24 protein-coding genes and 1 pseudogene are annotated in these 25,496 nt (G+C 53.8%); 14 read left to right on the top strand and 11 right to left on the bottom strand.

Annotated features, from left to right (window positions below):
• Positions 1-77 precede the first annotated feature (77 nt).
• From CX651_RS15810 to CX651_RS15790, 5 genes and pseudogenes are all read left to right on the top strand, one after another.
• Positions 78-473, top strand: a complete 396-nt coding sequence (locus CX651_RS15810) for a SirB2 family protein (protein ID WP_025889918.1) — start codon at positions 78-80, stop codon at positions 471-473.
• Entirely contained in the window at positions 473-1,264 is a 792-nt protein-coding gene (locus tag CX651_RS15805; protein WP_101056814.1) for a transglutaminase family protein, read from the top strand. The genes CX651_RS15810 and CX651_RS15805 overlap by 1 nt, the downstream gene beginning before the upstream one ends.
• 79 nt (positions 1,265-1,343) lie before the next feature.
• Positions 1,344-2,615, top strand: a complete 1,272-nt coding sequence (locus CX651_RS15800; protein ID WP_370628887.1) for a DUF819 family protein — start codon at positions 1,344-1,346, stop codon at positions 2,613-2,615.
• A gap of 44 nt (positions 2,616-2,659) precedes the next feature.
• On the top strand, positions 2,660-3,508 hold the full coding sequence (gene kdsA, locus CX651_RS15795) for a 3-deoxy-8-phosphooctulonate synthase (RefSeq protein ID WP_025011695.1): 849 nt from the start codon (positions 2,660-2,662) through the stop codon (positions 3,506-3,508).
• A gap of 181 nt (positions 3,509-3,689) precedes the next feature.
• A pseudogene (locus tag CX651_RS15790) lies at positions 3,690-4,561 on the top strand (EamA family transporter).
• Between the two features lies 1 nt (position 4,562).
• On the opposite strand, the gene CX651_RS15785 reads toward CX651_RS15790, so the two are convergent.
• Together CX651_RS15785 and CX651_RS15780 are read right to left on the bottom strand one after the other, a co-directional pair.
• Positions 4,563-5,477, bottom strand: coding sequence for a ketopantoate reductase family protein (locus tag CX651_RS15785; RefSeq protein WP_101056813.1), 915 nt, complete (start codon positions 5,475-5,477; stop codon positions 4,563-4,565).
• A gap of 5 nt (positions 5,478-5,482) precedes the next feature.
• Positions 5,483-5,842: a VanZ family protein gene (locus CX651_RS15780; RefSeq protein WP_101056812.1), complete on the bottom strand. Its 360-nt coding sequence runs from the start codon at positions 5,840-5,842 to the stop codon at positions 5,483-5,485.
• Positions 5,843-5,987: 145 nt separating this feature from the next.
• On the opposite strand from CX651_RS15780, the gene CX651_RS15775 reads away from it, so the two are divergent.
• Complete coding sequence (locus CX651_RS15775) at positions 5,988-6,473, top strand: YajQ family cyclic di-GMP-binding protein (protein WP_101056811.1); 486 nt, start codon at positions 5,988-5,990, stop codon at positions 6,471-6,473.
• Here the strand turns inward: CX651_RS15775 and CX651_RS15770 are convergent.
• From CX651_RS15770 to CX651_RS15755, 4 genes are all read right to left on the bottom strand, one after another.
• Positions 6,470-8,155 carry an MFS transporter gene (locus CX651_RS15770; protein ID WP_101056810.1) on the bottom strand — a complete coding sequence of 562 codons (1,686 nt, stop codon included), beginning with the start codon at positions 8,153-8,155 and terminating at the stop codon, positions 6,470-6,472. The two genes, CX651_RS15775 and CX651_RS15770, sit on opposite strands and share 4 nt — an antisense overlap.
• A gap of 161 nt (positions 8,156-8,316) precedes the next feature.
• On the bottom strand, positions 8,317-8,637 hold the full coding sequence (locus tag CX651_RS15765) for a hypothetical protein (protein WP_025011704.1): 321 nt from the start codon (positions 8,635-8,637) through the stop codon (positions 8,317-8,319).
• A gap of 67 nt (positions 8,638-8,704) precedes the next feature.
• Positions 8,705-9,289, bottom strand: coding sequence for a peptidylprolyl isomerase (locus CX651_RS15760; RefSeq protein WP_028779732.1), 585 nt, complete (start codon positions 9,287-9,289; stop codon positions 8,705-8,707).
• Between the two features lie 65 nt (positions 9,290-9,354).
• Positions 9,355-9,921 (bottom strand): YajG family lipoprotein, encoded by a 567-nt coding sequence (locus CX651_RS15755; RefSeq protein WP_101056818.1) that lies wholly within the window; start codon positions 9,919-9,921, stop codon positions 9,355-9,357.
• A 345-nt stretch (positions 9,922-10,266) separates the two neighbouring features.
• Here CX651_RS15755 and CX651_RS15750 point away from each other — a divergent pair, with 345 nt between their 5' ends.
• From CX651_RS15750 to grxB, 3 genes are read left to right on the top strand one after another with little or no spacing between them, the layout of a single operon-like run.
• Positions 10,267-11,328 carry a DUF2804 domain-containing protein gene (locus CX651_RS15750; protein WP_101056809.1) on the top strand — a complete coding sequence of 354 codons (1,062 nt, stop codon included), beginning with the start codon at positions 10,267-10,269 and terminating at the stop codon, positions 11,326-11,328.
• Positions 11,329-11,349: 21 nt separating this feature from the next.
• The gene (locus CX651_RS15745) at positions 11,350-12,270 is read left to right on the top strand and encodes a sterol desaturase family protein (RefSeq protein WP_101056808.1); all 921 of its coding nucleotides are present in this window, start codon (positions 11,350-11,352) and stop codon (positions 12,268-12,270) included.
• A complete protein-coding gene (gene grxB / locus CX651_RS15740; protein WP_101056807.1) occupies positions 12,270-12,920 on the top strand; it encodes a glutaredoxin 2 in 651 nt (216 codons plus the stop codon). The genes CX651_RS15745 and grxB overlap by 1 nt, the downstream gene beginning before the upstream one ends.
• Before the next feature lie 139 nt (positions 12,921-13,059).
• Here the strand turns inward: grxB and CX651_RS15735 are convergent, their stop codons facing one another.
• A complete protein-coding gene (locus CX651_RS15735) occupies positions 13,060-14,442 on the bottom strand; it encodes a DUF3300 domain-containing protein (RefSeq protein WP_101056806.1) in 1,383 nt (460 codons plus the stop codon).
• 360 nt (positions 14,443-14,802) lie between these two features.
• On the opposite strand from CX651_RS15735, the gene CX651_RS15730 reads away from it, so the two are divergent.
• Positions 14,803-15,297, top strand: coding sequence for a Dps family protein (locus tag CX651_RS15730; protein ID WP_101056805.1), 495 nt, complete (start codon positions 14,803-14,805; stop codon positions 15,295-15,297).
• Between the two features lie 221 nt (positions 15,298-15,518).
• On the opposite strand, the gene CX651_RS15725 is transcribed toward CX651_RS15730, so the two are convergent.
• Complete coding sequence (locus tag CX651_RS15725; RefSeq protein ID WP_101056804.1) at positions 15,519-16,979, bottom strand: aminoacyl-histidine dipeptidase; 1,461 nt, start codon at positions 16,977-16,979, stop codon at positions 15,519-15,521.
• 211 nt (positions 16,980-17,190) lie between these two features.
• Here CX651_RS15725 and CX651_RS15720 point away from each other — a divergent pair, with 211 nt between their 5' ends.
• Entirely contained in the window at positions 17,191-18,717 is a 1,527-nt protein-coding gene (locus tag CX651_RS15720; RefSeq protein ID WP_101056803.1) for a M17 family metallopeptidase, read from the top strand.
• Between the two features lie 854 nt (positions 18,718-19,571).
• Here CX651_RS15720 and CX651_RS19905 read toward each other — a convergent pair.
• On the bottom strand, positions 19,572-19,787 hold the full coding sequence (locus CX651_RS19905; protein ID WP_146226020.1) for a hypothetical protein: 216 nt from the start codon (positions 19,785-19,787) through the stop codon (positions 19,572-19,574).
• Between the two features lie 136 nt (positions 19,788-19,923).
• On the opposite strand from CX651_RS19905, the gene CX651_RS15715 reads away from it, so the two are divergent.
• The 3 genes from CX651_RS15715 (at position 19,924) to CX651_RS15705 (ending at position 23,779) form a co-directional block, all read left to right on the top strand.
• A complete protein-coding gene (locus CX651_RS15715) occupies positions 19,924-21,216 on the top strand; it encodes an NCS2 family permease (RefSeq protein ID WP_101056802.1) in 1,293 nt (430 codons plus the stop codon).
• Positions 21,217-21,404: 188 nt separating this feature from the next.
• Positions 21,405-22,523 (top strand): glutamate 5-kinase, encoded by a 1,119-nt coding sequence (gene proB, locus CX651_RS15710; RefSeq protein WP_100144199.1) that lies wholly within the window; start codon positions 21,405-21,407, stop codon positions 22,521-22,523.
• Positions 22,520-23,779, top strand: a complete 1,260-nt coding sequence (locus CX651_RS15705; protein WP_101056801.1) for a glutamate-5-semialdehyde dehydrogenase — start codon at positions 22,520-22,522, stop codon at positions 23,777-23,779. Before proB ends, CX651_RS15705 begins: the two co-directional genes overlap by 4 nt.
• 84 nt (positions 23,780-23,863) lie before the next feature.
• On the opposite strand, the gene ybaK is transcribed toward CX651_RS15705, so the two are convergent.
• Together ybaK and CX651_RS15695 are read right to left on the bottom strand one after the other, a co-directional pair.
• On the bottom strand, positions 23,864-24,337 hold the full coding sequence (gene ybaK / locus CX651_RS15700) for a Cys-tRNA(Pro) deacylase (protein ID WP_028780679.1): 474 nt from the start codon (positions 24,335-24,337) through the stop codon (positions 23,864-23,866).
• A gap of 421 nt (positions 24,338-24,758) precedes the next feature.
• A complete protein-coding gene (locus CX651_RS15695) occupies positions 24,759-25,052 on the bottom strand; it encodes a DUF3144 domain-containing protein (RefSeq protein WP_101056800.1) in 294 nt (97 codons plus the stop codon).
• Positions 25,053-25,496 lie beyond the last annotated feature (444 nt).

The following is a 25,496-nucleotide window of genomic DNA, read 5'->3' as shown; positions in this document are numbered from 1 at the left end:
GACAGCGGCTTGGCCTTGGTGCTGAGCACTGCGATAGGGTACACTGTCGCCTTTGTTCACCTACAGATAGCTATCCGATGGAAACTTTTTACAGCCTGTATCCGGCAGTTAAACACCTGCACATGACTCTAATCGCCGTCAGCGTATTGCTGTTCATTGTGCGTTTCGTGCTTAAGCTGCGTCAGTCAGCCATTATGGACAAGAAACTGTTGAAGGTAGGTCCGCATGTGATCGATACTTTCCTGCTGCTGTCCGGATTGACTCTGTGTTTTATGATCAAGCAGTATCCCTTCGTCGATCCCTGGATGACAGAGAAGATAGGCGCAGTGGTCGCTTACATACTGCTGGGCGTGATGGCGCTCAAGTCCAACCGTAATCTGATCTTCCGGATCTTCGCCTTCCTCGGTGCTCTGGGTTGGGTGGTTTATGCGGCAAAACTGGCACACTTCAAACAAGCGGTAATTCTGGGGTAATGCAACAATATTCTCTTAAGCAAGACGAACTCTCTCTGCCCGAATCGGCATTTGAGCTTTGCCAACATCTGGGCTTTGGCCTGGCCAAACAGGCCAACTGGGCCTGGCTGGAACTGTCCGGCTCAGTGCTCAGTCATTATCTGGTGGATCAACAGCGGCGCTTTCAGGCGCTGCTGGACTGGTTTTACAAGGATCTGGGGTTTGCCCCCAGGGAAGACTATTTTTCCCGGCAGGCGGCCGATCTCGGCCAGTGTATTCTCAGCCGCCAGGGGAACAGCACCACATTGGCAACTGTGCTTATGTTGCTTGGCAAACAGCTGGACTTGAAATTCGACCCTGTGCTGTTGCCGGGCACCACAGTGCTGGCCTGCCATGTGGCCGGTGAACTCATCTATCTCGACCCGCTTCGGGGGGAGCGCCTCAGCAAAGAGCGTTTGCATGCCCTGGTTCGCGGCGAACTGGGGAACTGTGCGCCGCTGAAGGCGTCTTACCTCAAGCCGGTTGGCACCCAGAGGCTGATGACCCGCATGCTGCATGAACTCAAGGCCGGAGCCATAGTCGCCCATGAATTTGAAGTCGCGATGGAGTGCTGTAATTTGCTGCTTGAATGGCATGCCGACGATCTCAGCCTGCACCGGGAGCGTGCATTTATTGCCCAGCAACTGGGGGCGATTCATGTCGCCAGCGCCGATCTGCAGTATTTTGTCGACAACAGCCCGCACGACCCTGTGGTCGAGCTGGTAAAGATGCAACTCAGAGAACTGGGAGACGAGCCTCAGACCTTTCATTGAACCTGCCCGTGAGGGCAGTGATAAAAATATAAATATTAAAATAAAACAATAAATTGCAATCGCAAGGGAGATAGGACCTATGAGCAGTACCTCACAGGCGGCCACTGAAATGACTGCGTTGGTGACCAATGACGCCACCGCGCTCGGCATTCTGGCCGCCATTCTCGGCTTCGTTTTTTACACCAACAGCAGCAGTCATCCTTTCTGGCAAAAGTTTTACCGTTTCATCCCGGCCTTGTTGCTGTGTTACTTCCTGCCATCCTTGCTCAATACCTTTGGGATTGTCGATGGCAGTACCTCCAAACTTTACTATGTGGCGTCTCGTTATCTGCTGCCTGCCTGTTTGGTATTGTTGATCCTCAGCGTCGACCTCAAAGCCATTCTGGGATTGGGTCCCAAGGCGGTAGTGATGTTTTTGACCGGCACCATGGGCATTGTCATAGGTGGCCCGATTGCCCTGCTTATCATGTCGGCAATCGACCCGACATTGACCGCTGGCCATGGCCCGGACGCAGTCTGGCGCGGCATGACCACACTCGCCGGCAGCTGGATTGGCGGCGGTGCCAACCAGGCGGCGATGAAAGAGATTTATGAAGTGGGCGGCAATATTTTCTCCGTGATGGTGACTGTCGATGTGATAGTTGCCAACATCTGGATGGCCGTGCTGCTGTTTATGGCATCCAGGGCCAAGGAGATAGATGCCAAGACAGGTGCAGATACCAGCGCCATTGAAAGCCTCAAGGCCAAGGTGGAGCAATATCATGCCGAAAACGCCCGGATTCCCAGCCTGCGCGACATTATGCTGATAGTGGCTGTGGGCTTTGGTATTACCGGTCTGGCTCATGTCGGCGCCGACCTGCTGGCTCCCTGGTTTGCAACCAACTATCCCTGGACCGAGCAATACAGTCTGACCTCCGGATTCTTCTGGCTGGTGGTGATAGTGACCACCATAGGTTTGCTGTTGTCATTCAGTCCGGCACGTCATTTGGAAGCGGCCGGAGCCTCCAAGATAGCCTCGGCCTACCTCTACATACTGGTGGCCACAATCGGTTTGCATATGGATGTATCCCAAGTTCTGGATACGCCGATTTACTTCCTGGTGGGCATTATCTGGATGCTGGTGCATTCGGGATTGATGCTGCTGGTGGCCAAGCTTATCCGTGCGCCGCTGTTTTACATGGCGGTGGGCAGCCAGGCCAACGTTGGCGGCGCGGCGTCTGCGCCCGTAGTGGCTGCGGCTTTCCATCCGGCACTGGCACCCGTAGGTGTACTGCTGGCGGTATTCGGCTATGCTTTAGGCACTTATATGGCCTGGCTCTGTGGCCAGTTGCTGCAGGCCGTGGCCGGCTGATTTAAGTTAACGCCGCATGAGCGGCATTCAAGAGAGAAGTTGCGATGAGTAATAAAACCATACATCTGGGGGCTATCGAGATAGCCAATGACAAGCCCTTTGTGCTGTTCGGTGGCATGAATGTACTCGAGTCGCGGGACTTGGCGATGACCATTGCCGAAACCTACGCGGAAGTCACTCAGAAGCTGGGGATCCCTTATGTGTTCAAGGCCTCCTTCGACAAGGCCAACCGCTCATCCGTCAACTCCTATCGTGGCCCCGGCATGGAAGAAGGTTTGAAAATCTTCCAGGAGATCAAGGACACCTTCAAGCTGCCATTGATTACCGATGTGCATGAGCCTTACCAGTGCGCGCCTGTGGCCGAAGTGGTCGACATCATCCAGTTGCCGGCCTTCCTGGCGCGCCAGACAGATCTGGTGGTGGCCATGGCCAAGACAGGGGCTATCATCAATGTGAAAAAGCCTCAGTTCCTGGCGCCCCATGAGATGCGGCATATCATCAAGAAATTCAACGAAGCGGGTAATGATGAGATCATTCTCTGTGAGCGTGGCAGCTGCTTTGGTTATAACAACCTGGTGGTGGACATGCTGGGCATGGATGAGATGAAGCAATCCGGCTACCCGGTGATCTTCGATGCCACCCATGCGCTGCAGCGCCCTGGCGGCCGTGAAGATTCTGCCGGTGGTCGTCGTGCCCAGGCTACCGAACTGGCCCGCAGCGGTATGGCGCTGGGACTGGCCGGGCTGTTTATTGAGGCGCACCCGGACCCGGATAATGCCAAATGTGATGGCCCTTGTGCTTTGCCACTGCAGCAACTGGAAGGGTATCTGAGCCAGATGAAGGCCGTTGATGATCTGGTGAAGTCTTTCCCGGCGCTGGATACCAGTCGCTGAGCCAAGCGCTTGGTTAACCTTGCATAAGCTGTTGCAAGCTGCGCCTTTGGTGGAATAGCGAATCACCTGGCTAGCGTGTTAGTCTCAAACGCCCGCAATCGCGGGCGTTTTTCGTTTCAGTCATGGCTTGCGGTTCATCGGGCAAGCATTCTCGGGCGCAAATTTTAAGGACAAGCCACCCATGTGGATCATCTTTACCCTGATGGCCGCCTTTATGCAGGCGTGGCGCAACGCGTTTCAGAGCCGTCTCAGTCGCGATGTCAATGTTGCCGGGGTGACGCTGGCGCGTTTTGTTTATGCCGCGCCGTTGGCGGCTGTGTATCTATTGTCACTCTATGCCTGGCAGGACGCAGGATTGCCGCAGCTTGGGCATGGCGCGCTGCAGTACATCATAGGGGCGCCTTGGCGCAGATCCTCGCGACCGCCCTGATGGTAAAACTGTTCCAATTGCAGAATTTCGCTGTCGGCGCCGGGCTGGCCAAGAGTGAAGCCTTGGTCGCGGCCGTGCTCGGCAGTCTGTTCTTCGGCACTGCGTTGACTGTCACCGGCTGGCTGGGGGTACTTGTCGGTACAGTGGCGGTCTTTCTGCTCAGTACCCAAGGCGGGCTCAAAGGCTTGTCCTTCAAGACGCTGCTGCTGGGGTTGGGGTGCGGCAGCGCCTTTGCGCTGACTTCGCTCTGGGTTCGGGAAGCAAGCCTGGTGCTGGGCTTGCCATTTCCTCACCGCGCCGCCTGGGTACTCTTGTTGGTTATTTTGCTGCAGACCTTGTTGCTGCTCGCCTGGCTTCTTATCAAAGATAAAGAGACCCTTAAAAAACTCTGGCAAAGGCCCAAGTTGACCCTGGCCATCAGTATCAGCAGTTGTCTGGGTTCAATAGGTTGGTTCAGTGCCATGTCGCTCACGGCCGTGCCTTATGTGAAAACGCTCGGGCAGGTGGAAGTTTTCTTTATGATGCTGATCTCCAGCCTTTGGCTCAAGCAGCGGGTCAAGGTCAAGGATATGGGCGGCCTGGTACTGATTGCCCTGGCCGCGGTATTGGTACTTTGGGGATGATTTAGTTGCGTGGCTCCAGCGCTTTTATCTGGGCCACCAGTTCGCTGTTGATTGGCAGTGTGAGCCCATATTGCTCGGCGCGCTGCTGCAGGTAACCGTTGATATAGTCAATTTCCGTCTTGCGGCCATGCTTGAGGTCCTGATACATGGAAGAGTAGTTGGCGGCGGTTAGCCGTATCACTTCCTTGACTCTGGCGTGCAGCGCATCGAACGTCAGTGCTATGCCTTCCTGCTTGGCCACCTGTAACAGCTCATCGAGAATGGCGCAGATTGTTCCCTCAAACTCGGGGGCGGCCAGGGCACCGTTGTTGACTCTGTGAATGGCGGTCAGCGGATTGATAACGGCGTTGACCGCCAGCTTTTGCCACAGGGCTTCGAGAATGGCATCACTCCACTGACTGCCGGGAATGGCATTGAGCAGAGCGGTTTTCATCGCCTCTGGCGTGGGGGCGCCGCTTAAGTCACCTATCTGGGTCAGGCCCCTGCCGGTTTGGCGAATATGATTGCTGCTGAGTTTCAGCGCCGCCTGGCTGGTGGTGCCCAGGCTCAGCGGCCGGCCATTCAGCTTGGCAGCCAGACTCTGATGTGGGCCAAGCCCGTTGTGCAGCAGCAAGATGCGGCAATCCGGGTGAAGTTTTGGCAGCAAAGGCTCCAGCGCCGCTTCAACCTGATAGGCTTTGACTGTGACCAGCAAAAGATCGAGCTGCTTGAGCTTGCTCGAGTCCTGCGCCAGGCACAGAAAGGATGTTTGCAGACTCTGGTCGCCAAGCTCCAGGGTATAGACTTGCTCTTCGCCCTGCTCAGCCAATGGCGGGGTGTTAGCTCTGGGTAATAACCAAGGTTCAAGCCCGGCTGCGGCCAGTTGCTGCGCCAGCAGTTGCCCTATGGCCCCAACGCCGAGGATCCCTATCTGCATCCGGGCTACTCCCTCAACATGGCGGCGCCAAAATACTTGCGATAGCCCCAGAGTGAGAAGTAGAAGAGTACGACTCCGGCCATATCGGCGACAAAGTCGGCCATATCGGCACTGCGGTAAGGCAGACGGGATTGCACCATCTCTATCAGAATGCCGTATCCGGCCAGGGTGGCAAACATCAAGTACCAGCGGGGACGAAATGCCAGATAGGTCAGCCAGGCGAGGGCAAAGAAACTACCTATATGACCCACTTTATCAAGGTTAGGGATGCTCTGAGGGTAGTTAGGCTTGGAAAAAACCAGGTAGCTGATCACCGCCAGGGCAATCAACAAAGCAATTTTAAACAGCAGCTGTCGGTTAATCACAAATCACGCAGGGTTGGAAAGCTTGGCGAACATCATAGTCAAAATAAAGCCTGGCTGTCATCAGCAGACGTGGATTTATTCAGCTCGGCTTCAACTTAGGGTAGACTGGCGCTATTGGTTTGGCTGATAAGTAAAAGGCGACGAAATGCCCTCATTCGATATAGTGTCAGAAGTAGATGCTGTAGAACTGCGAAACGCGGTGGATAACAGTAAACGTGAATTGGATACCCGCTTCGATTTCCGCGGGGTGGAATTTGCGGTGGAGTATAAAGACTTTGTGGTGACTCTGTCGGCAGAGTCTGACTTTCAGTGCAATCAGATGGTGGATATTTTAAGAACCCAATTGAGCCGTCGTAATGTGGATCCCAAGGCGATGGAAGTGGATGAGAAGGCGATCCACAGCGGCAAGATGTTCTCTTTGAAGGTCAAGTTCAAACAAGGCATCGAGACCGATGTGGCCAAGAAGCTGGTAAAACAGATCAAAGACAGCAAGATTAAGGTGCAGGCGCAAATCCAGGGCGACTCGGTACGGGTTACAGGCAAGAAGCGTGACGACTTACAGGCTGTGATGGCGCTGGCCCGCAATGCCGAGCTGGGCCAGCCGTTCCAGTTCAATAACTTCCGCGACTAGTCGTTAATCTGCGACTTGAGCGCATCTTGAGCAGTATCGGCCCGCTTCGGCGGGCTGTTTTTTTGCACCAGCCAAATCAGCAGCAGCACGGGCAAGCCTATGATGCTGGCGCTGACAAAGAAATTCACATAGCCAAAGGCGTTGACCCAGGCGCCGGAGAAGCCGGCAATAAACTTGGGAAACAGTAACATCACCGAAGACAGCAGCGCATACTGAGTGGCACTGTAGCCACTGCTGGTGAGGCTGGAAAGGTAGGCGATAAAGGCTGCTGTGGCGATACCGCCGCTGAAGTTGTCCACCGAAATTGCCAGGGTCAGCAGCGGCACGTTGTAGCCTACCATGGCTTGCAGGGCGAACAACAGATTGGTGGTGGCCACCAGGAAGGCGCCGACATAGAGGATTTTTATGGTGCCGAAGCGTGCCAACAACACCCCGCCGAATGCCGAGCCCACCAGGGTCATGATCAGACCATAGACCTTGCTCAAGGTGGCGATCTCTTCCTTGCTGAAGCCCATATCCACATAGAAAACATTGGCCATGATCCCCATGACAATATCCGAGATCCGGTAGCAGGAGATCAGCATAAGGATCAGAATCGCGCTCTTGCCGTAGCGGCGAAAGAAATCGATAAAGGGCAGGGCCACGGCACTGTAAAGCCAGGAGATAAAGGCGGCCATCCTATCTGTTCCGGCCTGGGTCAGCTGCTTGGCTTCCTGCTCTTGAATTGCTCTGTCTTTACTTTTGACGCCGAAGATCAGCAACCAGAGCAGCAGAGTGAGCCCCATAGTGGCCAGCGTGACTGCATCTGTATTCAGGGTCTGACTCGGAAAGTAGGATTGCAGTACCTGGGTGAAGGGTTCAGCCAGGCTAAAACAGAAATAAAGCCCCAGCAGCAGGAGCAGCAACTTGCCATGGCGCAGGATAAACAGGTTGGCCGGCGCGGCCCAGACAGAGAGTCTGGGTGCCAGGTTGGCCCTGAGTCTGTCTCTGAGGTTGGCTTCCTCTTCCCCTATCGAGCTGATATCTACAGCCGGCTCTTTGGCAAAAAGTGTCGCCAGTATGCCTATGCCCATGAGGCCTGCCATTACCAGATAGGCGGTTTGCCAGCTCTGGAGATCATAGCTTTCCGGCGTGGGAGAAACCCAGGCGGCGATAGTCAGTGAGCCTGCAGTGGCTATGATCATCGCGCTGCGATAGCCCACCTGATAGGCGGCGGCCAGTGCCGCCTGCATTTTTTCCGGCGCCGACTCGATACGAAAGGCATCGACCACTATGTCCTGGGTGGCGGAGGAAAAGGCCACCATCAGCGCAAAGAGTGCCAGATGGGTGAGATCTTCCATGGGGTCACTGCCGGCCATCCCCAAAATGGCAGCTATCAGTAATAGCTGGGAGAACAGCATCCAGCCGCGGCGGCGGCCAAAGAGTTGGCTGAACAAAGGCAGGGGCATGCGATCGACCAGAGGGGACCAGGCCCACTTAAAGGCATAGATCAAGGCTACCCAACTGAAATAGCCGATGGCGGCCCTGTCTACCCCGGCTTCCCTGAGCCAGAAAGACAGGGTGGAGAATACCAGCATCAGCGGCAGGCCGGCGGAAAAACCGAGCAGCAATAAGATGAGTACCCGTTTGTGGAAATAGATACTCAGGGCGTCTCGGGTGCTGGCAAAAAAAGATTGAGGCATGGCACGGCTTGGTGAGAGTCAAAGGCCTTAGAGTAAAAGCCCGCGCCTGCGACTTCAAGGCGTGCTTGGGTGTTTGCCCAATAAAAAATCCCCGGCAAAGCCGGGGATTGGTCGCCCGTGTCATTAAAGTATCACCCGGGCGGGGTAGATTAACGTCTGTCTCAGGGCCTGACGCCGATACAGCCTTCGGGTATGGGGCCACCACCGAACAGGTATTCACAGCAGTCGTCCAGTTGCTGGCGCAAAAACTGGTTACCGCGCAATACCCAATCGGGCCATTTATCGAAGGCGTACAACAAGTGCCAAAATACGCGTTCGACATCCGTTTGCGCTTCCCCCTGCAAGTTCAGCTGATGCCATTCTTCCAGGGTATCCCACAGATACAATCTGACTTCATTAAATTCCAGCTTGTCGCTCAAGAATGCTTTGCCGTAATGAGCCAGTTGGGGCGCTTTCACATCGATGAACTCTTCCGGGGTCATCAGATCGCCTCCTTATGTTTGCCAGGTTCAGTATAGACAGCTTTTTGATACTGAACCGGGCCTGGGGTTAATTTCTGGGCAGAAGTGTGGCTTTCTTCAACAAAACCTGGGTAACCGGCACGTCGGGCCAACCCAAGGTGCTGTTGGTGCCTGTCTCTACCAGCGCCATATTCTGCAGAACTTCAAGCCCTTGGCTGACTTCACCGAATACGGCATAGCCCCAGCGCCTGGAGGATGGGTCGAGCTTTTTGTTGTCGGCAACATTGAAGTAAAACTGGCGGGTGGCCGAATGGGGAGCATTCTCTCTGGCCATGGCTATAGTGCCTAGGCTGTTGGATAGGCCGTTGCCCGACTCATTGACTATCGGCTTGTCTGACGGCAGTTCTTCATACTTGGGGCTGAGGCCGCCGCCCTGAACCACGAAATCAGCAATAATGCGGTGAAACAATGTGTTGTTGTAGTCGCCGCGCACCACATAGGTGAGAAAATTGTCCACAGTAATGGGCGCCCGGGTGCGATCGAGCTCGACCACGATTTTGCCCATGCTGGTATCAAATTCCACTTGGGGGTAGAGATTGTCTTTTTGTATATCCAACGCCAGCGCCAGCTGACTGGTCAGCATCAATACGGCTGCGAGTATCCATCGGCTCATGACCTGATTCCTTATCGTGGTGTTGCAGACGGGCCTGCCCGTGAGTCACAGACCGGCCCAATAAATTACTGTTGCAAAAAGCTGTGCAGCTCGGGGTCGTTGAGTATTTCGCCGCTCAACTGGGTGATCAGCTTGTTCATGTCCAGTTCCAGCGAGGCGAAGTCGGCACTGAATGGGCCCTTGAGCAGTCCCTTGGCCTTATAACGCTTGGTCAGGGTATGGCTGCTGTTTTTCGCCAGCAGATTGATGCTGACATTGGTTTTGGCTTCGAAGCCGAAGCTGGATTCATCCACATCAGTGAGCAGTTCAATCAGTTGTAACTGCACCTCTTTTCCACTGGCGGGATCGATTCGGTATCCGGCCTTGGCAAAACCTTGACGGAACAGTTGATCCAGCTGGACCCTGGGTGGCTCCGCCGGGCTGACCAGACGTGCGGCTTTGCCATCTTCATTGAATCGCACAATAAAGTTGGCGGTGCGGGTATCCAGGGTTTGCAGCGCCAGAGCCGGCTCTAGCGAAGTCTGTGGCGTGACCGCAGGCAGTTCAGGGCTCAGGGCAATAAAGTTGGGGGTATGACTGGCGCAGCCAAAGAGCAGCGCCGACCCCAGTATCAAGGTAGCAAGCCGTTTCATAAAAATCCGAAGCTGTAAAAAAGGTGGCATCAGGATAACCAGATTTGAGTTTGGCTTCCAGCATCTGGTTATGTCAGATAACCGGCTTGGGTTCGGTCTGGGGGAGATTTTTTTGCGGGTTCTTTGCGCGCAGGCCACCAAGGGACAAACTCGAGTATCAATCTGGGAAAACCGCTAGCTTAGATTATCAAGGAACATCGCTGTCAGTTACCGTTTCTGAATGACACAGTAAACCGGATAAGACCCCGCATAGCGGTTTTTTCATTTTTGTAACATTCAAGGCTTCAATCTCCGATGGCGACAGGGTAGAGTCAAGTTATTGCTCTAAAAACACCTGTTGGGAATATGTTGGAATTGAAATCCGGGCCTTTGCCGACGACTCAATCCGGGGTTGCAACCCAGGCCACGCCTGACTCTTTGATAGATGTTCACGGCCGGCCTCTGTTTGGTCATTTCGACGGGCCGCCGAAAAGCCTGGGATTGGCAGACTTTCAGCTGTTCAATGAGATGGACCGCAGGGTTTCACGCCTGAAACAGCGTTGCAGTTATAAGCAGTTTGAGTTTATTGGCCTTAACAGCCCCAGATGGATGCTGGGCGTTGCCTTGGCGGATATCGCCTATCTTGGCAGTGGTTTCTGTTATCTGTTTGATTTGCAGAGTCGTCGCATGTATCAGCAGAATCTGCTGCGGCCACCCGCTGGTTTTAACCTGAGCCGTTCGCCATGGCAGGGGGAGAGCCGTATGGGCGGCATTCACTTTCGGCGTGAGCAGGGACAATGGCAACTGAGTCTGGATCTTAAACTACAGGGAATGCCACTTGAGGGGGAGCTGACCTTGGTTCCCGAACCGCTCAGCTTGCCGATGGCGCTTTGCAGTCCAACCGGTTACAGCGGTTGGACCTATACCCAGAAACACAATGCCCTCAAGGTTTCCGGCCAGTTGTCCTTCAATCATGAACCTCAGCCGTTGCTGCATGCCAGAGCAGGTTATGACTTTTCCGCAGGCTTTATGCGCCGGGAAACCAGTTGGCGCTGGGCCTCTATCAATGCCGATATTGATGGCAAGGGGGTGGGGCTAAACCTGGCGGCCGGAGTCAACGAGACCGGCTCTTGTGAAAACGTGCTCTGGGTTGATGGTGCCAGGCATTTGCTGTCGCCGGTGCATTTTGAGTTTGACCGCATGGCTGCATCCGGCGGCCAATGGCGAGTTTGGTCTGAGCGCGGCGATCTGGAGTTGGTATTTTCGCCCTTGGGGTGCCGCAGCGAAAGGCTCAACCTGGGGCTGCTTAAAAGCAATTTTCGCCAGTATACCGGGCTGTTTTCCGGTTGGGTCAAAGACTCCCTGGGCAAGCGCCATGAGCTGGTGCAGCAGAGCGGCCTGACAGAAGATCACTTTGCCAAGTGGTGAGCTGGAATAAAAGGAATAAAAATGGATTTCAATTTACTTATTTCCCACCCTGAATGGCTGCTGCTGGTATTGGCGCCGCTGTTCTTCATCTGCATGGCATTGGAGTGGTTTTTCGGTGACCGCCTCAGACGTTTGCCTGAGAATGCCCGCTATCGGCCGGCGGAGGTTTTCTGTAACTTTGTGCTGGCAGGCATGCACCAGGGCGCCGATATTCTCACAGGGTTACTGCTGGCCAAACTGTATTTGTGGTTATTCGGCTGGCGTTTGTTCGACATTGAGATGAATGGCTGGACCTTTGTGCTGCTGATGCTGGGGCAGGACTTTTGCTATTACTGGTTCCACAGAGCCAGCCATAGATGCCGCTGGATGTGGGCCGCCCATGTAGTGCACCACAGCTCGGAAAATATGAATTTTTCCACCGCCTTTCGTCAGAGCCTGATGTACCCATTGGCGGGCATGTGGCTGTTTTGGCTGCCTTTAGTGATCATAGGCTTCGATCCCAACTGGGTGATATTTGTGGTGTTGCTTAATCTGGGCCTGCAATTTTTTGTCCATACTCAGGCCATCAAACGTCTTGGGCCCCTGGAGTGGATATTCAACACTCCGTCCCACCACAGGGTACACCATGGCCGTAATCCTCAGTACATAGATAAGAACTACGCCGGGGTGTTGATCATCTGGGATAGATTATTCGGCAGCTTCGAACCGGAGCGGGAAACCGTGCGCTATGGTATTACCAAGCCGGTGAACAGCTTTAATCCTGTGACAGTCACCTTTGCCGAATGGCGCGATATGTTGGCGGAAGTGAGCCGCCCCGGCCTTAGTTTCAGGCAGCGTTGGCGTTTGCTGTTTGCGCCGCCGGCCAGTCAGGAGTTGCCCAGCTCCGGCCTCGGAGGATATGCTGATGGCCCTGACAGTTCCAAGGAAGCTAAGGAGTACTGATGAAGCTTTTTGTGTTTGACCATTGTCCCTATTGCGTCAAGGCTATGATGCTGGTGGGGCTTAAGGCGTTGCCGGTGGAGCGGGTCTATCTGCAAAACCATGATGTGGAGTCCAGAATAGCTATGGTCGGCGCCAATATGGTGCCCATTTTACAAAAAGCCGATGGCAGCTTCATGGCCGAGAGCCTGGATATCGTCAGTTATCTGGATAATCTGGATGGTAAGCCGGTCATTACCCTTGCCAGCCAGGCCGATGCTGTCAGCCAATGGCAGGAGGCATCCGGTTATTTCAGCAGTCGCTTGCTCTATCCCCGCAGTGTGTTGCTCGGTCTGCCTGAATTTGGCAGCCAAGAGGCGATTGCCTGGTTTACCCAAAACAAGAGCGCCATGATAGAGATGTCTTTCGAAAAAGCGCTTGCGCAAACGGCCGATTATCTTGAGGGCCTGGCTAAGTGTTGGCCGCGGCTCGACTGGCTGCAATTGCCGTCGGAGCGGGGCAATAAGTTGAATATTGATGATATCAACCTGTTCCCCGGCCTGAGAAACCTGACCATGGTCAAGGGGCTGGTATTCCCGGCCAGAGTGCGTGCCTATATCGAAGAAGTGGCAGCGCTGACTCAAATCGACTTGTACGACGACAGAGTCGTCTGAGCGGCTTTATCTGAGTCATACAACTACACCCCAAAAGACAGGCCAGTGCTGGACCTGTCTTTTTCATTCGTTTTCACTTTAGGGCAAGTGCTACTTTAACCCGGCATTTTCAACTCAGCTTTTTCAACACTCTCTTTGTTCAACGCTCTCTTTGTTGATGCACTGCTCGTTGTCTGTGCTCCTGAGCGCGGCTGGGCTGGCGTCGCTCTGCCTGATGGCGCTGTGGCTGAGCTCGCTGCTGATGCTGCACCTTCGATTGACTCTGAGGCTGATAGTGTCTCTGTGGCTGCTGTTGTTTATCTGCCTGTTGCCGGCGCTTTTCAGCTTGTCTATAAGTAGTGTTAGTGTGCCGGTTTGAGGCCTGTTGCAACTGTCTGTCTCTGGCCTGATGTTTAACCCGCATCGTTTTGTCGGCGGCGTTGGCACTGCTATTGGCACTCCTATATGACGGCTGCTGTGACAGCTGGCGAACTTTTTGTGGCTCGCCCTTATGCATCTTTTCCCTCTTGTCAGCGGCGCGCCATTCACGACTATTGTGCTCTCTGTGCTTTTTTAGCTCATGCTGCAACTGCTTTTGTTGCTTGTTTCTGTCCTGATGCAGCCTCTGGCTGTGGTTAAAGCTGCGTGCCTGGGATTCATAACGCTTGTGCGGCTTGTTGTATACCGCCTTGTTGTAGCGTTGTTGCAGCCCAGGATGACGATAATGGGCGCCACGTCTGTGGTGCGGGTTATGGCTCCAGCGCTGGGCTCCCTGGCTATAGGCCAGTCGCGGACGGTAGTGATTATAGTGTTTGTGGCGATAATCGACCCAGATCACTCTGTCATGCCAATGAAAGGCGCTGAAGAAGAAGTTAAATGAAATGCTGACCCCGGAACTGCGCCAGTAAAACGGACTGGAGTGGTAGCGCACATATCCGGGGAAAGGGTCCCAATAGATAGGCGGATAGCTGCTCCAGTGCCAATGGCCATAGACACGGCGACTGTCGTAGTAAGGGACATAGATCACCTCGGTGCGGGTCGGCGCTATCACTATCTGACGTTCGTCGCGTCTGGCGTTGAGGTTACCCAGGTCATTTAATGAGTCGGCATCCCAGGCGGCTTGTCTCAGGGTTTGAATCCCATCCATTACCCGGCCTTCATCGGCGATAAAGGCTTCGCCCAAACGGGCGGTCCAGTCCAGATCTGTGCTCATCTTGTTCAACACTTCCGGAAAGGCGATAAGCGCCATCACACTGGGATCCCAATCCTGGTTCTCGGCTTCGGCCATCAGGCGTTCATTGCTCCAATGGCTGCGCTGTTTGCGCCATCGCTGTGCCTGCACCAGTTCCAGTGGATAGGTTGAGGCGATCAGCATATGGGTCAACAAGGTGTCCGGATAGAGAGCGATAGGGGAGAGCAGCTGCATCAGCTCGGGTTCCCGGATATCTCTGCCGGATTCGGCGGCCTGCAGCGCTGTAGTTGGCAGGCCAAACAGACACAGGACAAGTACACTGTGCTGCAGCCAGATTTTCAGCTTGTTCATGGTTGCCTCCTTTAGGCCGGTATGGTTACCAGCCTGGCAAGTGAGCTAACTGAGGCCTTGCGATGCAATTCCCCATCAGTGACTTCAGGATAAGTGGCCTTTGATGAACATAAGCTGAAGGCTTTTGGGTGGCTAAATATTATCCAGTGAATGGGCAAAAGGTTTTGCTTTTTTAAGGTCAGGCCCTGGTTGTGAGCGGTTTTATCAAAACAGTCATTTAGATCGTAATTGGGAAGCTTAAACTGGACAAACTGTGTACTGAGTCACAGTTTATGGGAGCACAAGTCTCCACCCTGTTATAGCTATTTATCTTTAGTCGCTATTGAGTGCGGCTATCGCCAACAAGCAAAAGGAGTGTATATGGCAACCAAGAAAGTCAAGGCACCCAACATAGATATAGGTATCACGGATGCGGATCGTAAAATAATCGTCGCGGGGCTTTCCGCGCTGCTGGCCGACAGTTATACCCTGTATCTGATGACCCATAATTTCCATTGGAACGTCAAAGGGCCGCAGTTCAACAGCCTGCATCAGATGTTTATGGATCAATATACAGAGCAGTGGAATGCTTTGGATGAAATCGCTGAGCGGATCCGCGCCCTGGGGTATCCGGCGCCCGGGACTTATAAAGAGTTTGTGCGTCTGGCATCCATCAAGGAAGTGGAAGGCGTGCCCTCTGCCAATGAGATGATATTGCACCTGGTCGAAGCCCAGGAGGCTACGGCCCGCACCGCCAGAGCCCTGTTCCCCGTTATCGACAAGGCCAATGACCAGCCGAGCGCTGATCTGCTGACCCGCAGACTGGAAGTTCACGAAAAGACTGCCTGGATGTTGCGTAGCTTGCTGGAGGAATAGCCTAAACGCTAGGCACTACGCATCAAAAAGCCGCCCCGGAGTGCTCCGGTGCGGCTTTTTTTTAATTACCTTTCTTGAAGTGGCATTTGTGCTGGCAAGGTTCGCTTACCCCAATCACATAGTTTGCCCATGTTGATGGGGCGTCACTCACTTGCCGCCTGGCTGCCACGCCAAGTCGTTTGGCGCTATTTATTCAAGGCTTAAGTGCCTTTAACAAGGTATCAGGCCTTTTCGGGAATACGTTCCAGTACCGCCAACAGCAGCTGCCAATATTGGCCCACTGTGGTGATATTCACCATTTCATCTGGGCTGTGAGGGAAACGTATGGTGGGGCCGATAGACACCATATCCATGGCCGGATAGGGCTCCTTGAACAGGCCACATTCCAAACCGGCATGGATCACCATGATCACCGGCTCTTTATGGTAGATGTCCTGATAGGTGTCGCGCACAATCGCCATTACAGGAGACTGGCTGTCTGGCTTCCAGCCTGGGTAGGCGCCGGAAAGATCAATCTCGGCACCGGCCAGGTTGGCCAGGGCGATCAGCATGCCTTCAACCTGGCTGCGACCAGAGTCAATTAAGGAGCGGATCAGGCACAGGAGTTTGACATCCTGTTCGCTGGTATTGATCACCCCGAGGTTGAGTGAGGTCTCGGTCACGCCTTCAATCTCGTCACTCATTCGCATGACACCGTTGGGGCAGGCATGCAGCAGATCGATAAGAGTGTTCTGACTCTGCTCGCTCATCACCTTGGCAGGCAGCGGCACTTCGGTGAGAGTCAGGCAAGCGGCCGGATCGGCAACCGCCAGCTCTTCTCTAAGCAGTGCCTGGAAAGCCACGGCGGTTTCGCTCAAAGCTGTGGCTTGTTCGGCCGGTACCAGAATAGTGGCACTGGCTTCGCGGGGAATGGCGTTACGCAGCGAGCCGCCGTTGAATTCGGCCAGTTCCAGCTGCAGGCTTTCGCTGTGTTCAAACAGGAAACGGGCCAGCAGCTTGTTGGCATTACCGCGTCCCAGATGAATGTTCACCCCTGAGTGGCCACCCTTTAGCCCGGAGAGCGTCAGGTTGAATGCCTGGAAACCCTCGCCTGTGGCTTCCCAGACCATGGGCAGGGTGATCTCGGCATCCACGCCACCGGCGCAGCCCATGTAGATCTCGCCTTCCTGCTCGGAATCTGTGTTGATCAGGATTTCACCGCGAAGCATACCGGCTTCCAGGCCAAAGGCTCCTGTCATACCAGCTTCTTCATCTATGGTCAGCAGTACTTCCAGCGGTCCGTGGGGAATATCGTCACTGCCGAGAATGGCCAGCGCCGATGCCATGCCTATGCCGTTATCGGCACCCAGAGTCGTGCCCTGAGCCTTGACCCAGTCGCCATCAATCCAGGGCTGGATCGGATCTTTGACAAAGTCATGCTCTTTATCGGCATTTTTCTGCGGCACCATATCGATATGGGCTTGGATCACCACGGGTTTGCGGTTTTCCATCCCGGGAGTGGCATCTTTGCGAATAATCAGGTTACCGACTTTATCTTCGATAACATCAAGCTGACGGTCTTTGGCCCAGTTCTGAATATACTGGCTGAGCGCGGCTTCATGCTTGGATGGGTGAGGAATGGCACAGATTTGTTCAAACCACTGCCATAGAGGCTGAGGTTGCAATTGGCTGAGACTGGACACAGCAAACTCCTGATCTTTTCGTCTGGTTGGCGGGCTTGGACCGGGCCAAGCGCGAGTTGTCATCAGTCTATCACAGAGCGACGTAAGGGCGCAGAACCCAGTTGGGACAATTGTTTATTTGTGGCAGCGAAACTTGCCAGCCAGATATTGGTAATCCGGCGCCGGAAAGGGAATAATGCTGGGCGCCAATAAAAAATAATTAGGATGGGTCATGGTTGAATTTATTGATGTTACTGACCAGGATGCAATTTTCAGTGAGGCAGACTGGGATGCATTACTGGTGGTCAGCGCCGATGTGACGGCGTGTCCAATCGAAGAGGTGGCTATGCTGGCCTCCCATGGGGCTCAAGTTGACAAACGGGTGGGCAAGAGCCCAACCCTGTTGTTTGCTCCCGGGCTTGCCGGTGGCCGTTTGATTATCGCCCCGGTCGCGCCGCTTGGCGATTATGACGATGTGCGCGCCTTCGCCAATGCCGCCCGTGCCGGTATCGCCATTGCCCGTGACGCCGGAGCCAAAAGGCCGCTGTTGTGGGTCGATAAGCCTGCATCCTTAGGCGATGAATACGCCAAGGCAGATATGGTTGCGGCGCTGGCAACGGCGCAGGAGTTATGGCAGCCATTGGAAGCCCGTGAGGCGGGTGCCGCCCTTGACAGCATAGAAGCCATAGGGGTGATGAACGGCGCCGATGCTGGCATGCTCAATGCCATTGAAGCCGGCCGCACCCTTGCCAGAGATCTTTGTGGCACTGAGCCCGAGCGCATGGGCGCCCCTGCCTTTGCCGATTACTGCCTCAACGCCTTCAAAGAATCAGGGCTGTCGCTACAGGTCGTGGAAGACAGAGACATTCTCGAGCGGGACTATCCCTTGCTGAGCGCTGTGGCGCGGGCCTCTTTTGCCGTGGCCAGACATCAGCCCAGAGTCGTTAAATTGGAGTACCGCGGCGAAGGTGACATCCAGCACAACTATTTCTTTGCCGGTAAGGGCGTGGTGTATGACACAGGCGGCGCCGATCTGAAAGTGGCCGGTGCCATGGCAGGTATGAGCCGCGACAAGGGCGGCGCGGCTGCCGTGGCCGGTTTGATGAAGACCTTGTCATTACTCAAGCCCAAAGGCATTCGTGTGGTGGCCGAATTGGGGCTGGTACGCAACAGTATAGGCAGCGAAGCCTTTGTCACGGACGAAATCATCACAGCCCATTCGGGTGTCAGGGTCAGGATCGGCAATACCGATGCCGAAGGGCGTTTGGTGCTGGCCGACTTGCTGTCTCATCTGCGTTTAAAGGCGCAGGGCAGTGCGGCGCCAGAGCTATTCTCTGTGGCAACCCTGACCGGCCATGTGGTGCGAGCCTATGGAGCTTACAGTGCGGTAGTGGCCAACGCTGTTGCCGAGCAACAGGCATTACCCAAGCGGTTGCAGGCCAGCGCCGAGCGTTACGGTGAAGGGCTGGAGCTGTCCCGTTTGCGTAAGGAAGATTTTGCCAAGGTGCGTGATGTTTCCGGTGCCTCTGAGCTACTTTCTTCCAATAATGCGCCCTCATCGGTTACCGCCAGAGGACACCAGTATCCGGCGGCCTTCCTGCTAAAGGCTTCCGGATTGGCACAACACGGGTTAAAAGACGTTCAGCCCATGGCCTATAGTCATCTGGATATTGCCGGCAGTGCCACTGAAGGCGATCCCCTCTATGGCAAACCTACGGCGGCGCCGCTGCTTGGGTTGTTTGCCTATATGACTGAGTAAGTCCTCAACGCCTCCCGGCCGACGCTGTCGGCCGGGTTATCCCTGCACTCTGTCCGTTGGCTTTTCTTTACTTGGCGACCGCTATGTTGGCATTACATGGCCCCGACATTTGCTGGATGTCATCTTACCTAAGTTCTCCATTGCAAACGGTTGGGTCAGATCTGATTTGAAGCCGTTTGAATTGTCATCCACTACGAGCACTGAAAACAACAGAAAACTTTCAGACGGATTTTTAGTCAATCCTGTAACCGGGTGATCTAACTCACTTTAACTGGTCTTACCTCTTTGGGGTCACGCTTTTACCCCTGTGGGGAGACTAACATTTGGGCACTGACTGACAGTCAATTACAGCGTTAGATTTTACTTAATTGGAATTAGCTTAGTTTAATTTGTTTTTGATTTATTTGTTTAGAATCAAGTGGTAAGGCGTATTTTTTACTGTGTTTCGAGATGTGTTATTCGGTGCTTTGGGTAAATCTTGTGTAACTTTTATGTAATTACATTACAGTTTTAGGTGTGTTTTAAATTTTTTGCCTTAATACTTGTAATAAAATTACAGATAGCTATAATAGCTCTCGTTGGTTAGGCAAGCGCCTTCCACCTCTAGTCAATCCAGGATGGATAACTATCTCCAGGGAAATGAGTGACAAGTTGTCTCCACGGATATGAGAACCTCTAGTTCCAGGGAACCGAGCCAAGCTTCACTAGAGTATTTATTTCACAACTTTGTTAGGAGTATCGGCTATGTCTTACACAGGCAAAAACAACCTAGTTTATTGGAGCAACACCTGGTTTGATTGTCAGGTTTTGCGCGGCGGCATGTTCGCCATGAGTTTCAAGGGCTGACTACCCCTTTAAGTAGTTCCATCATCCATCAACCTTTGTTCACCACTTTGTGGTGTATTTAGACTCAAGTCGCAATAGAAGTTTTGCTTCTGTTGCCAGGTGTTACCCGCTAGCGCGGTAGACTCTTTCCCTTTTGGGTGCTTGATACATGTCTTGGCCTGCTCTTTGAGCAGGCTTTTTTTTGTTTGCGGCAAAATGTGAATAAATTGTGAGCTGGTGGGCATTTAATGGATACCACTGGCTGGCTAACTACTCTGGTGCTGGTCTGAGCAGAGCAAACTCCCTATAATCTGCCGCCGATGACCTCGTTAAAGAAGTGTCACAAACCTCCCTACACTCAAATTCAAGGAACCTGGTTCCATGTTGGAAAAACTGTTCAAGTTAAAACAAAACAAAACCTCTCTGAAGCAGGAAGCTGTGGCGGGTCTAACCACCTTTCTGACCATGGCTTACATCATCTTCGTTAACCCCTCAATGCTGGCTGATGCCGGTATGGATCAGGGCGCAGTCTTTGTGGCGACCTGTATCGCGGCGGCGATAGGTTGTCTGGTCATGGGACTTTTGGCCAACTATCCCATCGCCCTGGCGCCGGGAATGGGTCTCAACGCCTTTTTTACCTATACAGTTGTGGGTGAAATGGGTTACAGCTGGGAAACCGCGCTTGGCGCCGTGTTCCTCTCCGGGATCTGCTTTATGATCCTCTCCTTGGTACGGATTCGGGAATGGGTGGTCAACTCTATTCCTATGTCGCTGCGCCTCGGTATTGCCGCTGGTATCGGCTTGTTTTTGGCGCTCATTGGCCTCAAGAGTGCCGGTATTGTGGTTGCCAATCCGGCAACTCTGGTGGGCATGGGTGATATCACTGCATTTCCGGCGTTGATGTCGGTATTGGGGTTCTTCCTGATCATCGCTTTTGTTCAGCGTGGATATAAGGCGGCGGTGATCCTCAGCATTCTGGTCATCACTCTGCTAGGGCTGGCCTTTGGTGATGTGCAATATACCGGCCTGGTATCCATGCCGCCCTCCATAGCGCCCACCTTTATGAAGATGGATCTCTCCGGCATGCTGGAGATCAGCATGATTTCCGTGGTGTTCGCCTTTTTATTTGTGGACTTGTTTGATACCTCCGGCACCTTGGTGGCTGTGGCGCAGCGTGGTGGTTTCCTGGATGACAAGGGCCGCCTGCCAAGGCTCAACCGTGCCCTGACCGCCGACAGCGCTGCCACTATTGCCGGGGCCATGCTGGGTACCTCGACCACCACAAGTTATGTCGAGAGTACCTCAGGCGTCAGTGCCGGTGGCCGTACCGGCTTGACCGCCGTCGTGGTCGGACTGCTATTTTTGGCCTCACTCTTTATCTCGCCGCTGGCCGGTATGGTGCCTGCCTATGCGACCGCGGGCACCCTCTTCTATGTGGCGATTCTGATGATGTCTGGCCTGGTGCATGTAGAGTGGGAAGATTTGACCGAAGCTGCCCCTGTGGTGGTGGTCTGTCTGCTGATGCCATTGACTTTCTCAATAGCCACGGGTATCGCCTTTGGCTTTATCGCCTATGCGGCGATTAAACTCCTCTGCGGCCGTTTTCGCGATCTCAATGCCGGGGTTGTGGCACTGGCGCTGCTGTTTATTCTCAAGTTTGCCTACGGTGGTTAAAAAAGCTAAAGCGCAAGCATCTGCTTTATGAACTGCATTTATTGAGGGTCATACTTTGTATGGCCCTTTTTGTATGAGATATCGCAATAAATAACGATTTTGTCCGCTTGAAAGCCGACTGCCGCTAGGAATCCTGCGGCGGATTGGGTATAAGATTTATCCCCGACTTTTTTAAGCAAATACAAGTGATGAACTTGAGTGACACACGCTACCGCCGGGTAGTGGTAAAACTGGGTACCAGTGTGCTTACCTCCGGCAGCAAGCGCCTGGACAAGGCCCATATGGTCGAGCTGGCCAGGCAGATGGCGACCCTGATGCGCGCCGGTATCGAAGTGGTTTTGTGTACCTCCGGCGCCATTGCCGCCGGGCGTGAGCATCTGATGTATCCGGAGTTGCCGGATACCATGGCCAACAAACAGTTGCTGGCGGCCGTGGGCCAGAGCCAGTTGATCCTGGCTTGGGCTCAATTATTCAGTATTTATGGTCTGCACGTGGGGCAGTTGCTGCTGACCCGGGCGGATCTCCATGATCGCGAGCGCTATCTCAACGCCAGAGATACCCTAAATGCGCTGCTGAAACAGAATATTATCCCCATCATCAATGAAAACGATGCCGTTGCCACCAATGAGATCAAGGTAGGGGACAACGACAACCTGTCCGCCCGCGCAGCGCTTTTGTGCGATGCCGACTTGCTGATCCTGCTGACAGACCAAAAAGGCTTGTTTGATGCCGATCCGCGCCACAATCCCAATGCTCATCTTATCAGCGAAGTGGCCAATATCGACGACAGCCTGCGGCAACTGGCCGGCGGCTCGGTTTCCGGATTGGGTACCGGCGGCATGGCAACCAAGCTGGAGGCGGCCGACATAGCTCGCCGCGCCGGTATCGAAGTGGTTATCGCCTCGGGTCATCATCCGGATGCCATCGAAAAAATCGCTGCCGGCGAGTCAGTGGGGACTCACTTCTGCGCCATCGAAACCCCACTGGAGAGCCGTAAGCAGTGGATCCTTGCCGGGCCCAAGGCCAAGGGGAAACTGACCTTGGATGAAGGCGCGGTGCGGGCGGTAACCGAAAAGGGCCGCAGTCTGCTGTCCAAGGGGATTATCGCCGTCGAGGGCGAGTTTGAACGCGGCGCCACGGTGCAACTCTTGGATCCCAAGGGCCGTAAACTGGCGCGGGGGATCTGCCGATACAGCGCCGTGGCCCTCAAACGTATCGCGGGCCAGCATTCAGATAACATTGAATCCTTGCTGGGCTATGACTATGGTGATGCAATAGTGCACCGCAACGACATGGTGGTTTTATGACAGCTGAATATCTGCAACAATTGGGGCAAAGGGCCAAGGAAGCCAGTTTTGCCCTGGCCAATCTTTCCGGCACCGCCAAGCAGCAACTGCTGCATAATATCGTTGCCGCTCTCAAGGCCGATGAAGCGGCTATTCTCGCGGCTAATGAGCAGGATGTCGCTGCGGCCAAAGAGGCTGGTCTCAACGCGGCCATGATAGACAGGCTGCTGCTGGATAAGTCGCGCCTGGCCGGAGTGATAGCCGATATCGACAATGTGATTGCCCTTGCCGACCCCATTGGCCGCGAATATGACAGCCGGGTGCTGGATAACGGCTTGCGCCTGTGTCGGCGCGCCGTGCCACTGGGGGTGATAGGCGTTATCTATGAGGCCAGGCCCAATGTGACTGTGGATATTGCCGTGCTGGCCCTTAAAACCGGCAACGCGGTGATCCTCCGTGGCGGCAAGGAAACCCTGAAATCCAACCTGGCACTGGCCAAGGCCATTCGCCAGGGCGTTAAAGCCAGTGGTTTGCCGGAAGATGCGGTGCAGCTTATCGACAACCCTGATCGCACCCTGGTTACCGGCCTGCTCAAGCTGGATCAATATGTGGATATGATAGTACCCCGCGGCGGCGACAAGCTGCAGCGGCTCTGCGCCGAACAGGCGACTATCCCGGTTATTCTCGGCGGTATCGGTATCTGCCATCTCTATCTGGATAAGGCGGCCGATCTGGAGAAGGCTATTCCTGTCATTCTCAACGCCAAGGTGCAGCGCCCAACCGTATGTAACGCCCTGGATACTCTGTTGGTGCACAAGCAGATAGCCAAGGAGGCATTGCCCAAGGTGGTCAAGGCCTTAGTCGATGCCGGAGTTAAGCTGGTAGGTTGCCCCGAGACAGTGGCTATTCTTGGAGCCGAGCAAGTGGCCGCCGCCAGCGAGGATAGCTTTGCTACCGAGTGGTTATCTCTCAATCTGGGGATCCGGGTAGTCGATGATATCCAGCAGGCCATAGGTCATATTCGCCGCTATTCCAGCGGTCACTCCGAGGCTATCCTCACGGATGATATCAACGCCGCTACCGAGTTTATGAATCAGGTGAACTCGGCGGCGGTTTACCTCAATGCCAGCACCCGTTTCACCGATGGCGGCCAGTTTGGCTTGGGCGCCGAGGTGGCTGTCAGTACTCAGAAACTGCATGCCAGAGGCCCCATGGGACTGGAAGCACTGACCACCTACAAGTGGTTGGGAGTCGGTGATTACACCGCCAGAAGTTAGTGTTTACTTCTTGTAAAAGGTATTTAGAGCATCATATAACCCAAGCCCCGCAGTTGCGGGGCTTTTGCTTTGGCCGCTTACGATTCAGCTCTTAATCGCTGCAAAACTGCCGCGGCAGAGCTTGGCCAAGTCCTCTGCGGCAAGACAGATCTCCAGTCCGCGGCGACCGGCGCTGACATAGATGCTGTCAAACTCCTGGGCGCTGGCGTCTATCACTGTGGGTAACTGCTTTTTCTGCCCCAGAGGGCTAATGCCTCCCACCAGATAGCCGGATGAACGCTGCGCCAATTGCGGATTGGCCATCACCAGCTTCTTGGCCTTAATCGCCTTGGCAACGCATTTCAAGCTGAGTTGATGATTCACCGGTACCAGGGCCACCGCCAGTGGCGGCGACTTTTCATCGCTGCTGACCAGCAGAGTCTTGAATACCCGGTTGGGATCCAGCCCAAGTGCACTGGCGGCCTCTTCTCCGTAGGAAGGGGCATTCTTGTCGTGGTGATATTCGTGAACGGTAAAAGAGATCCCCGCCTTGGTGGCGAGATCGATTGCGGGTGTCACAAGTGTCTCCTTAGGTGATGGCGTGAGTAGCGTTTAGTATCGCGTTTTAATCCGGATATCTGTTGCGCCAAAACCTGTCTAACTATAAAAACAGGTGTCATAGCATAAGCCTCAAGCCTTTCTGGGTCGAGACAGCGGGTCACTCTTTTAAGACTCAGTTTAAGAGCAAGACCACAAAGCGGTACAAAAGCTTAAGTATTAACTCAGACAATAGCTTAGAAAATAGCCAAGAAAAATAGCTTAGACTAGAGCCTAGACATGAGCTCAAACAACAGCCTAGATATCAGTGGCGATTCAATCTGAATTCGAGGCTAAGCAAAGGCTGGCAAAATCGATAGGCCAAGGAAGGGCTTTAAACATGAGTCAAGTCAAAATACAACGCCCGGCATCTGGCCGGGCATTTTGAAAGGCTATGGCGGCTCTACTTCTGCGTTGCGCGGTAGTGGTCGAAATTCTCGATATAGTCGTCCATCGAGCCTTCAAGCATCTCCTTGTAGCGCTCCATATAGTAATCCATCATCTCTTGCTTTTTCGACTGCATCTGCTCCTTGGTGGCAAAACCGGTAGAGCCGAACCAGGCATTGTAGCGAGCCAGGGCATACATGAAGGAGGCACTGACTTCACCGGTTTGGACTTCAGTATTCTGGTTCTGTTTGTTAGCCAAATCGATGAGTTCACTGGCACGCTGAAAAAACGCCTTATCTGTATCAGACATCTGAGATTCCTGTTTAAAGTCGAGAGCTTGCCTCTCGTTGTTAGGGTTAACTTACCCTAGAGTGTTTTGCTGCAAACTGCTGTAATCCGCTTCACATTCCTGATTGCTAAAGCTCAACAAGCATGAGTTGAATCGCAAAAGAGAGCGACTCTTTTCCGAAATAGCCAATCATTTCGGCGCCGACAGCTAAAGCAGTATTTTATCGTTTTTACTTCATTTCTCCCGATTGGCGATTGTTTCACTCATTCAATCTAGTTATTGTAGATACAATTCAACTGCTTATGTTAAGCCTTTGCTTAACTGCAGTGGATATGACACTCAGTGTAGTAGGCCATAAGAGGGAATATTGGCCTGACACAGTTCCCGGACCGTTCTTGGCGGTTTGATCTGCCCCGATAGTTTTGGACACCACGCTAAGCGAGTAAAATCGTTTAACGAGGTGAA

Source organism: Shewanella chilikensis, from assembly GCF_002836945.1.
GTDB classification, from domain to species: Bacteria; Pseudomonadota; Gammaproteobacteria; order Enterobacterales; family Shewanellaceae; genus Shewanella; species Shewanella chilikensis.
This window is presented reverse-complemented; position numbering and strand designations above follow the sequence as displayed.

What these genes read in the sequence shown, in the direction of transcription:
- CX651_RS15695 (WP_101056800.1), bottom strand. Translation starts at nt 25,052, where the DNA reads ATGTCTGATACAGATAAGGCGTTTTTTCAGCGTGCCAGTGAACTCATC.
- CX651_RS15760 (WP_028779732.1), bottom strand. Translation starts at nt 9,289, where the DNA reads ATGAGCCGATGGATACTCGCAGCCGTATTGATGCTGACCAGTCAGCTG.
- CX651_RS15785 (WP_101056813.1), bottom strand. Translation starts at nt 5,477, where the DNA reads ATGCAGATAGGGATCCTCGGCGTTGGGGCCATAGGGCAACTGCTGGCG.
- CX651_RS15720 (WP_101056803.1), top strand. Translation starts at nt 17,191, where the DNA reads ATGGTTGAATTTATTGATGTTACTGACCAGGATGCAATTTTCAGTGAG.
- proB (WP_100144199.1), top strand. Translation starts at nt 21,405, where the DNA reads ATGAACTTGAGTGACACACGCTACCGCCGGGTAGTGGTAAAACTGGGT.
- grxB (WP_101056807.1), top strand. Translation starts at nt 12,270, where the DNA reads ATGAAGCTTTTTGTGTTTGACCATTGTCCCTATTGCGTCAAGGCTATG.
- CX651_RS19905 (WP_146226020.1), bottom strand. Translation starts at nt 19,787, where the DNA reads ATGCCCACCAGCTCACAATTTATTCACATTTTGCCGCAAACAAAAAAA.
- CX651_RS15730 (WP_101056805.1), top strand. Translation starts at nt 14,803, where the DNA reads ATGGCAACCAAGAAAGTCAAGGCACCCAACATAGATATAGGTATCACG.
- CX651_RS15750 (WP_101056809.1), top strand. Translation starts at nt 10,267, where the DNA reads ATGTTGGAATTGAAATCCGGGCCTTTGCCGACGACTCAATCCGGGGTT.
- CX651_RS15705 (WP_101056801.1), top strand. Translation starts at nt 22,520, where the DNA reads ATGACAGCTGAATATCTGCAACAATTGGGGCAAAGGGCCAAGGAAGCC.
- CX651_RS15715 (WP_101056802.1), top strand. Translation starts at nt 19,924, where the DNA reads ATGTTGGAAAAACTGTTCAAGTTAAAACAAAACAAAACCTCTCTGAAG.
- CX651_RS15805 (WP_101056814.1), top strand. Translation starts at nt 473, where the DNA reads ATGCAACAATATTCTCTTAAGCAAGACGAACTCTCTCTGCCCGAATCG.
- CX651_RS15745 (WP_101056808.1), top strand. Translation starts at nt 11,350, where the DNA reads ATGGATTTCAATTTACTTATTTCCCACCCTGAATGGCTGCTGCTGGTA.
- CX651_RS15810 (WP_025889918.1), top strand. Translation starts at nt 78, where the DNA reads ATGGAAACTTTTTACAGCCTGTATCCGGCAGTTAAACACCTGCACATG.
- CX651_RS15800 (WP_370628887.1), top strand. Translation starts at nt 1,344, where the DNA reads ATGAGCAGTACCTCACAGGCGGCCACTGAAATGACTGCGTTGGTGACC.
- CX651_RS15765 (WP_025011704.1), bottom strand. Translation starts at nt 8,637, where the DNA reads ATGACCCCGGAAGAGTTCATCGATGTGAAAGCGCCCCAACTGGCTCAT.
- kdsA (WP_025011695.1), top strand. Translation starts at nt 2,660, where the DNA reads ATGAGTAATAAAACCATACATCTGGGGGCTATCGAGATAGCCAATGAC.
- CX651_RS15755 (WP_101056818.1), bottom strand. Translation starts at nt 9,921, where the DNA reads ATGAAACGGCTTGCTACCTTGATACTGGGGTCGGCGCTGCTCTTTGGC.
- CX651_RS15775 (WP_101056811.1), top strand. Translation starts at nt 5,988, where the DNA reads ATGCCCTCATTCGATATAGTGTCAGAAGTAGATGCTGTAGAACTGCGA.
- CX651_RS15735 (WP_101056806.1), bottom strand. Translation starts at nt 14,442, where the DNA reads ATGAACAAGCTGAAAATCTGGCTGCAGCACAGTGTACTTGTCCTGTGT.
- CX651_RS15770 (WP_101056810.1), bottom strand. Translation starts at nt 8,155, where the DNA reads ATGCCTCAATCTTTTTTTGCCAGCACCCGAGACGCCCTGAGTATCTAT.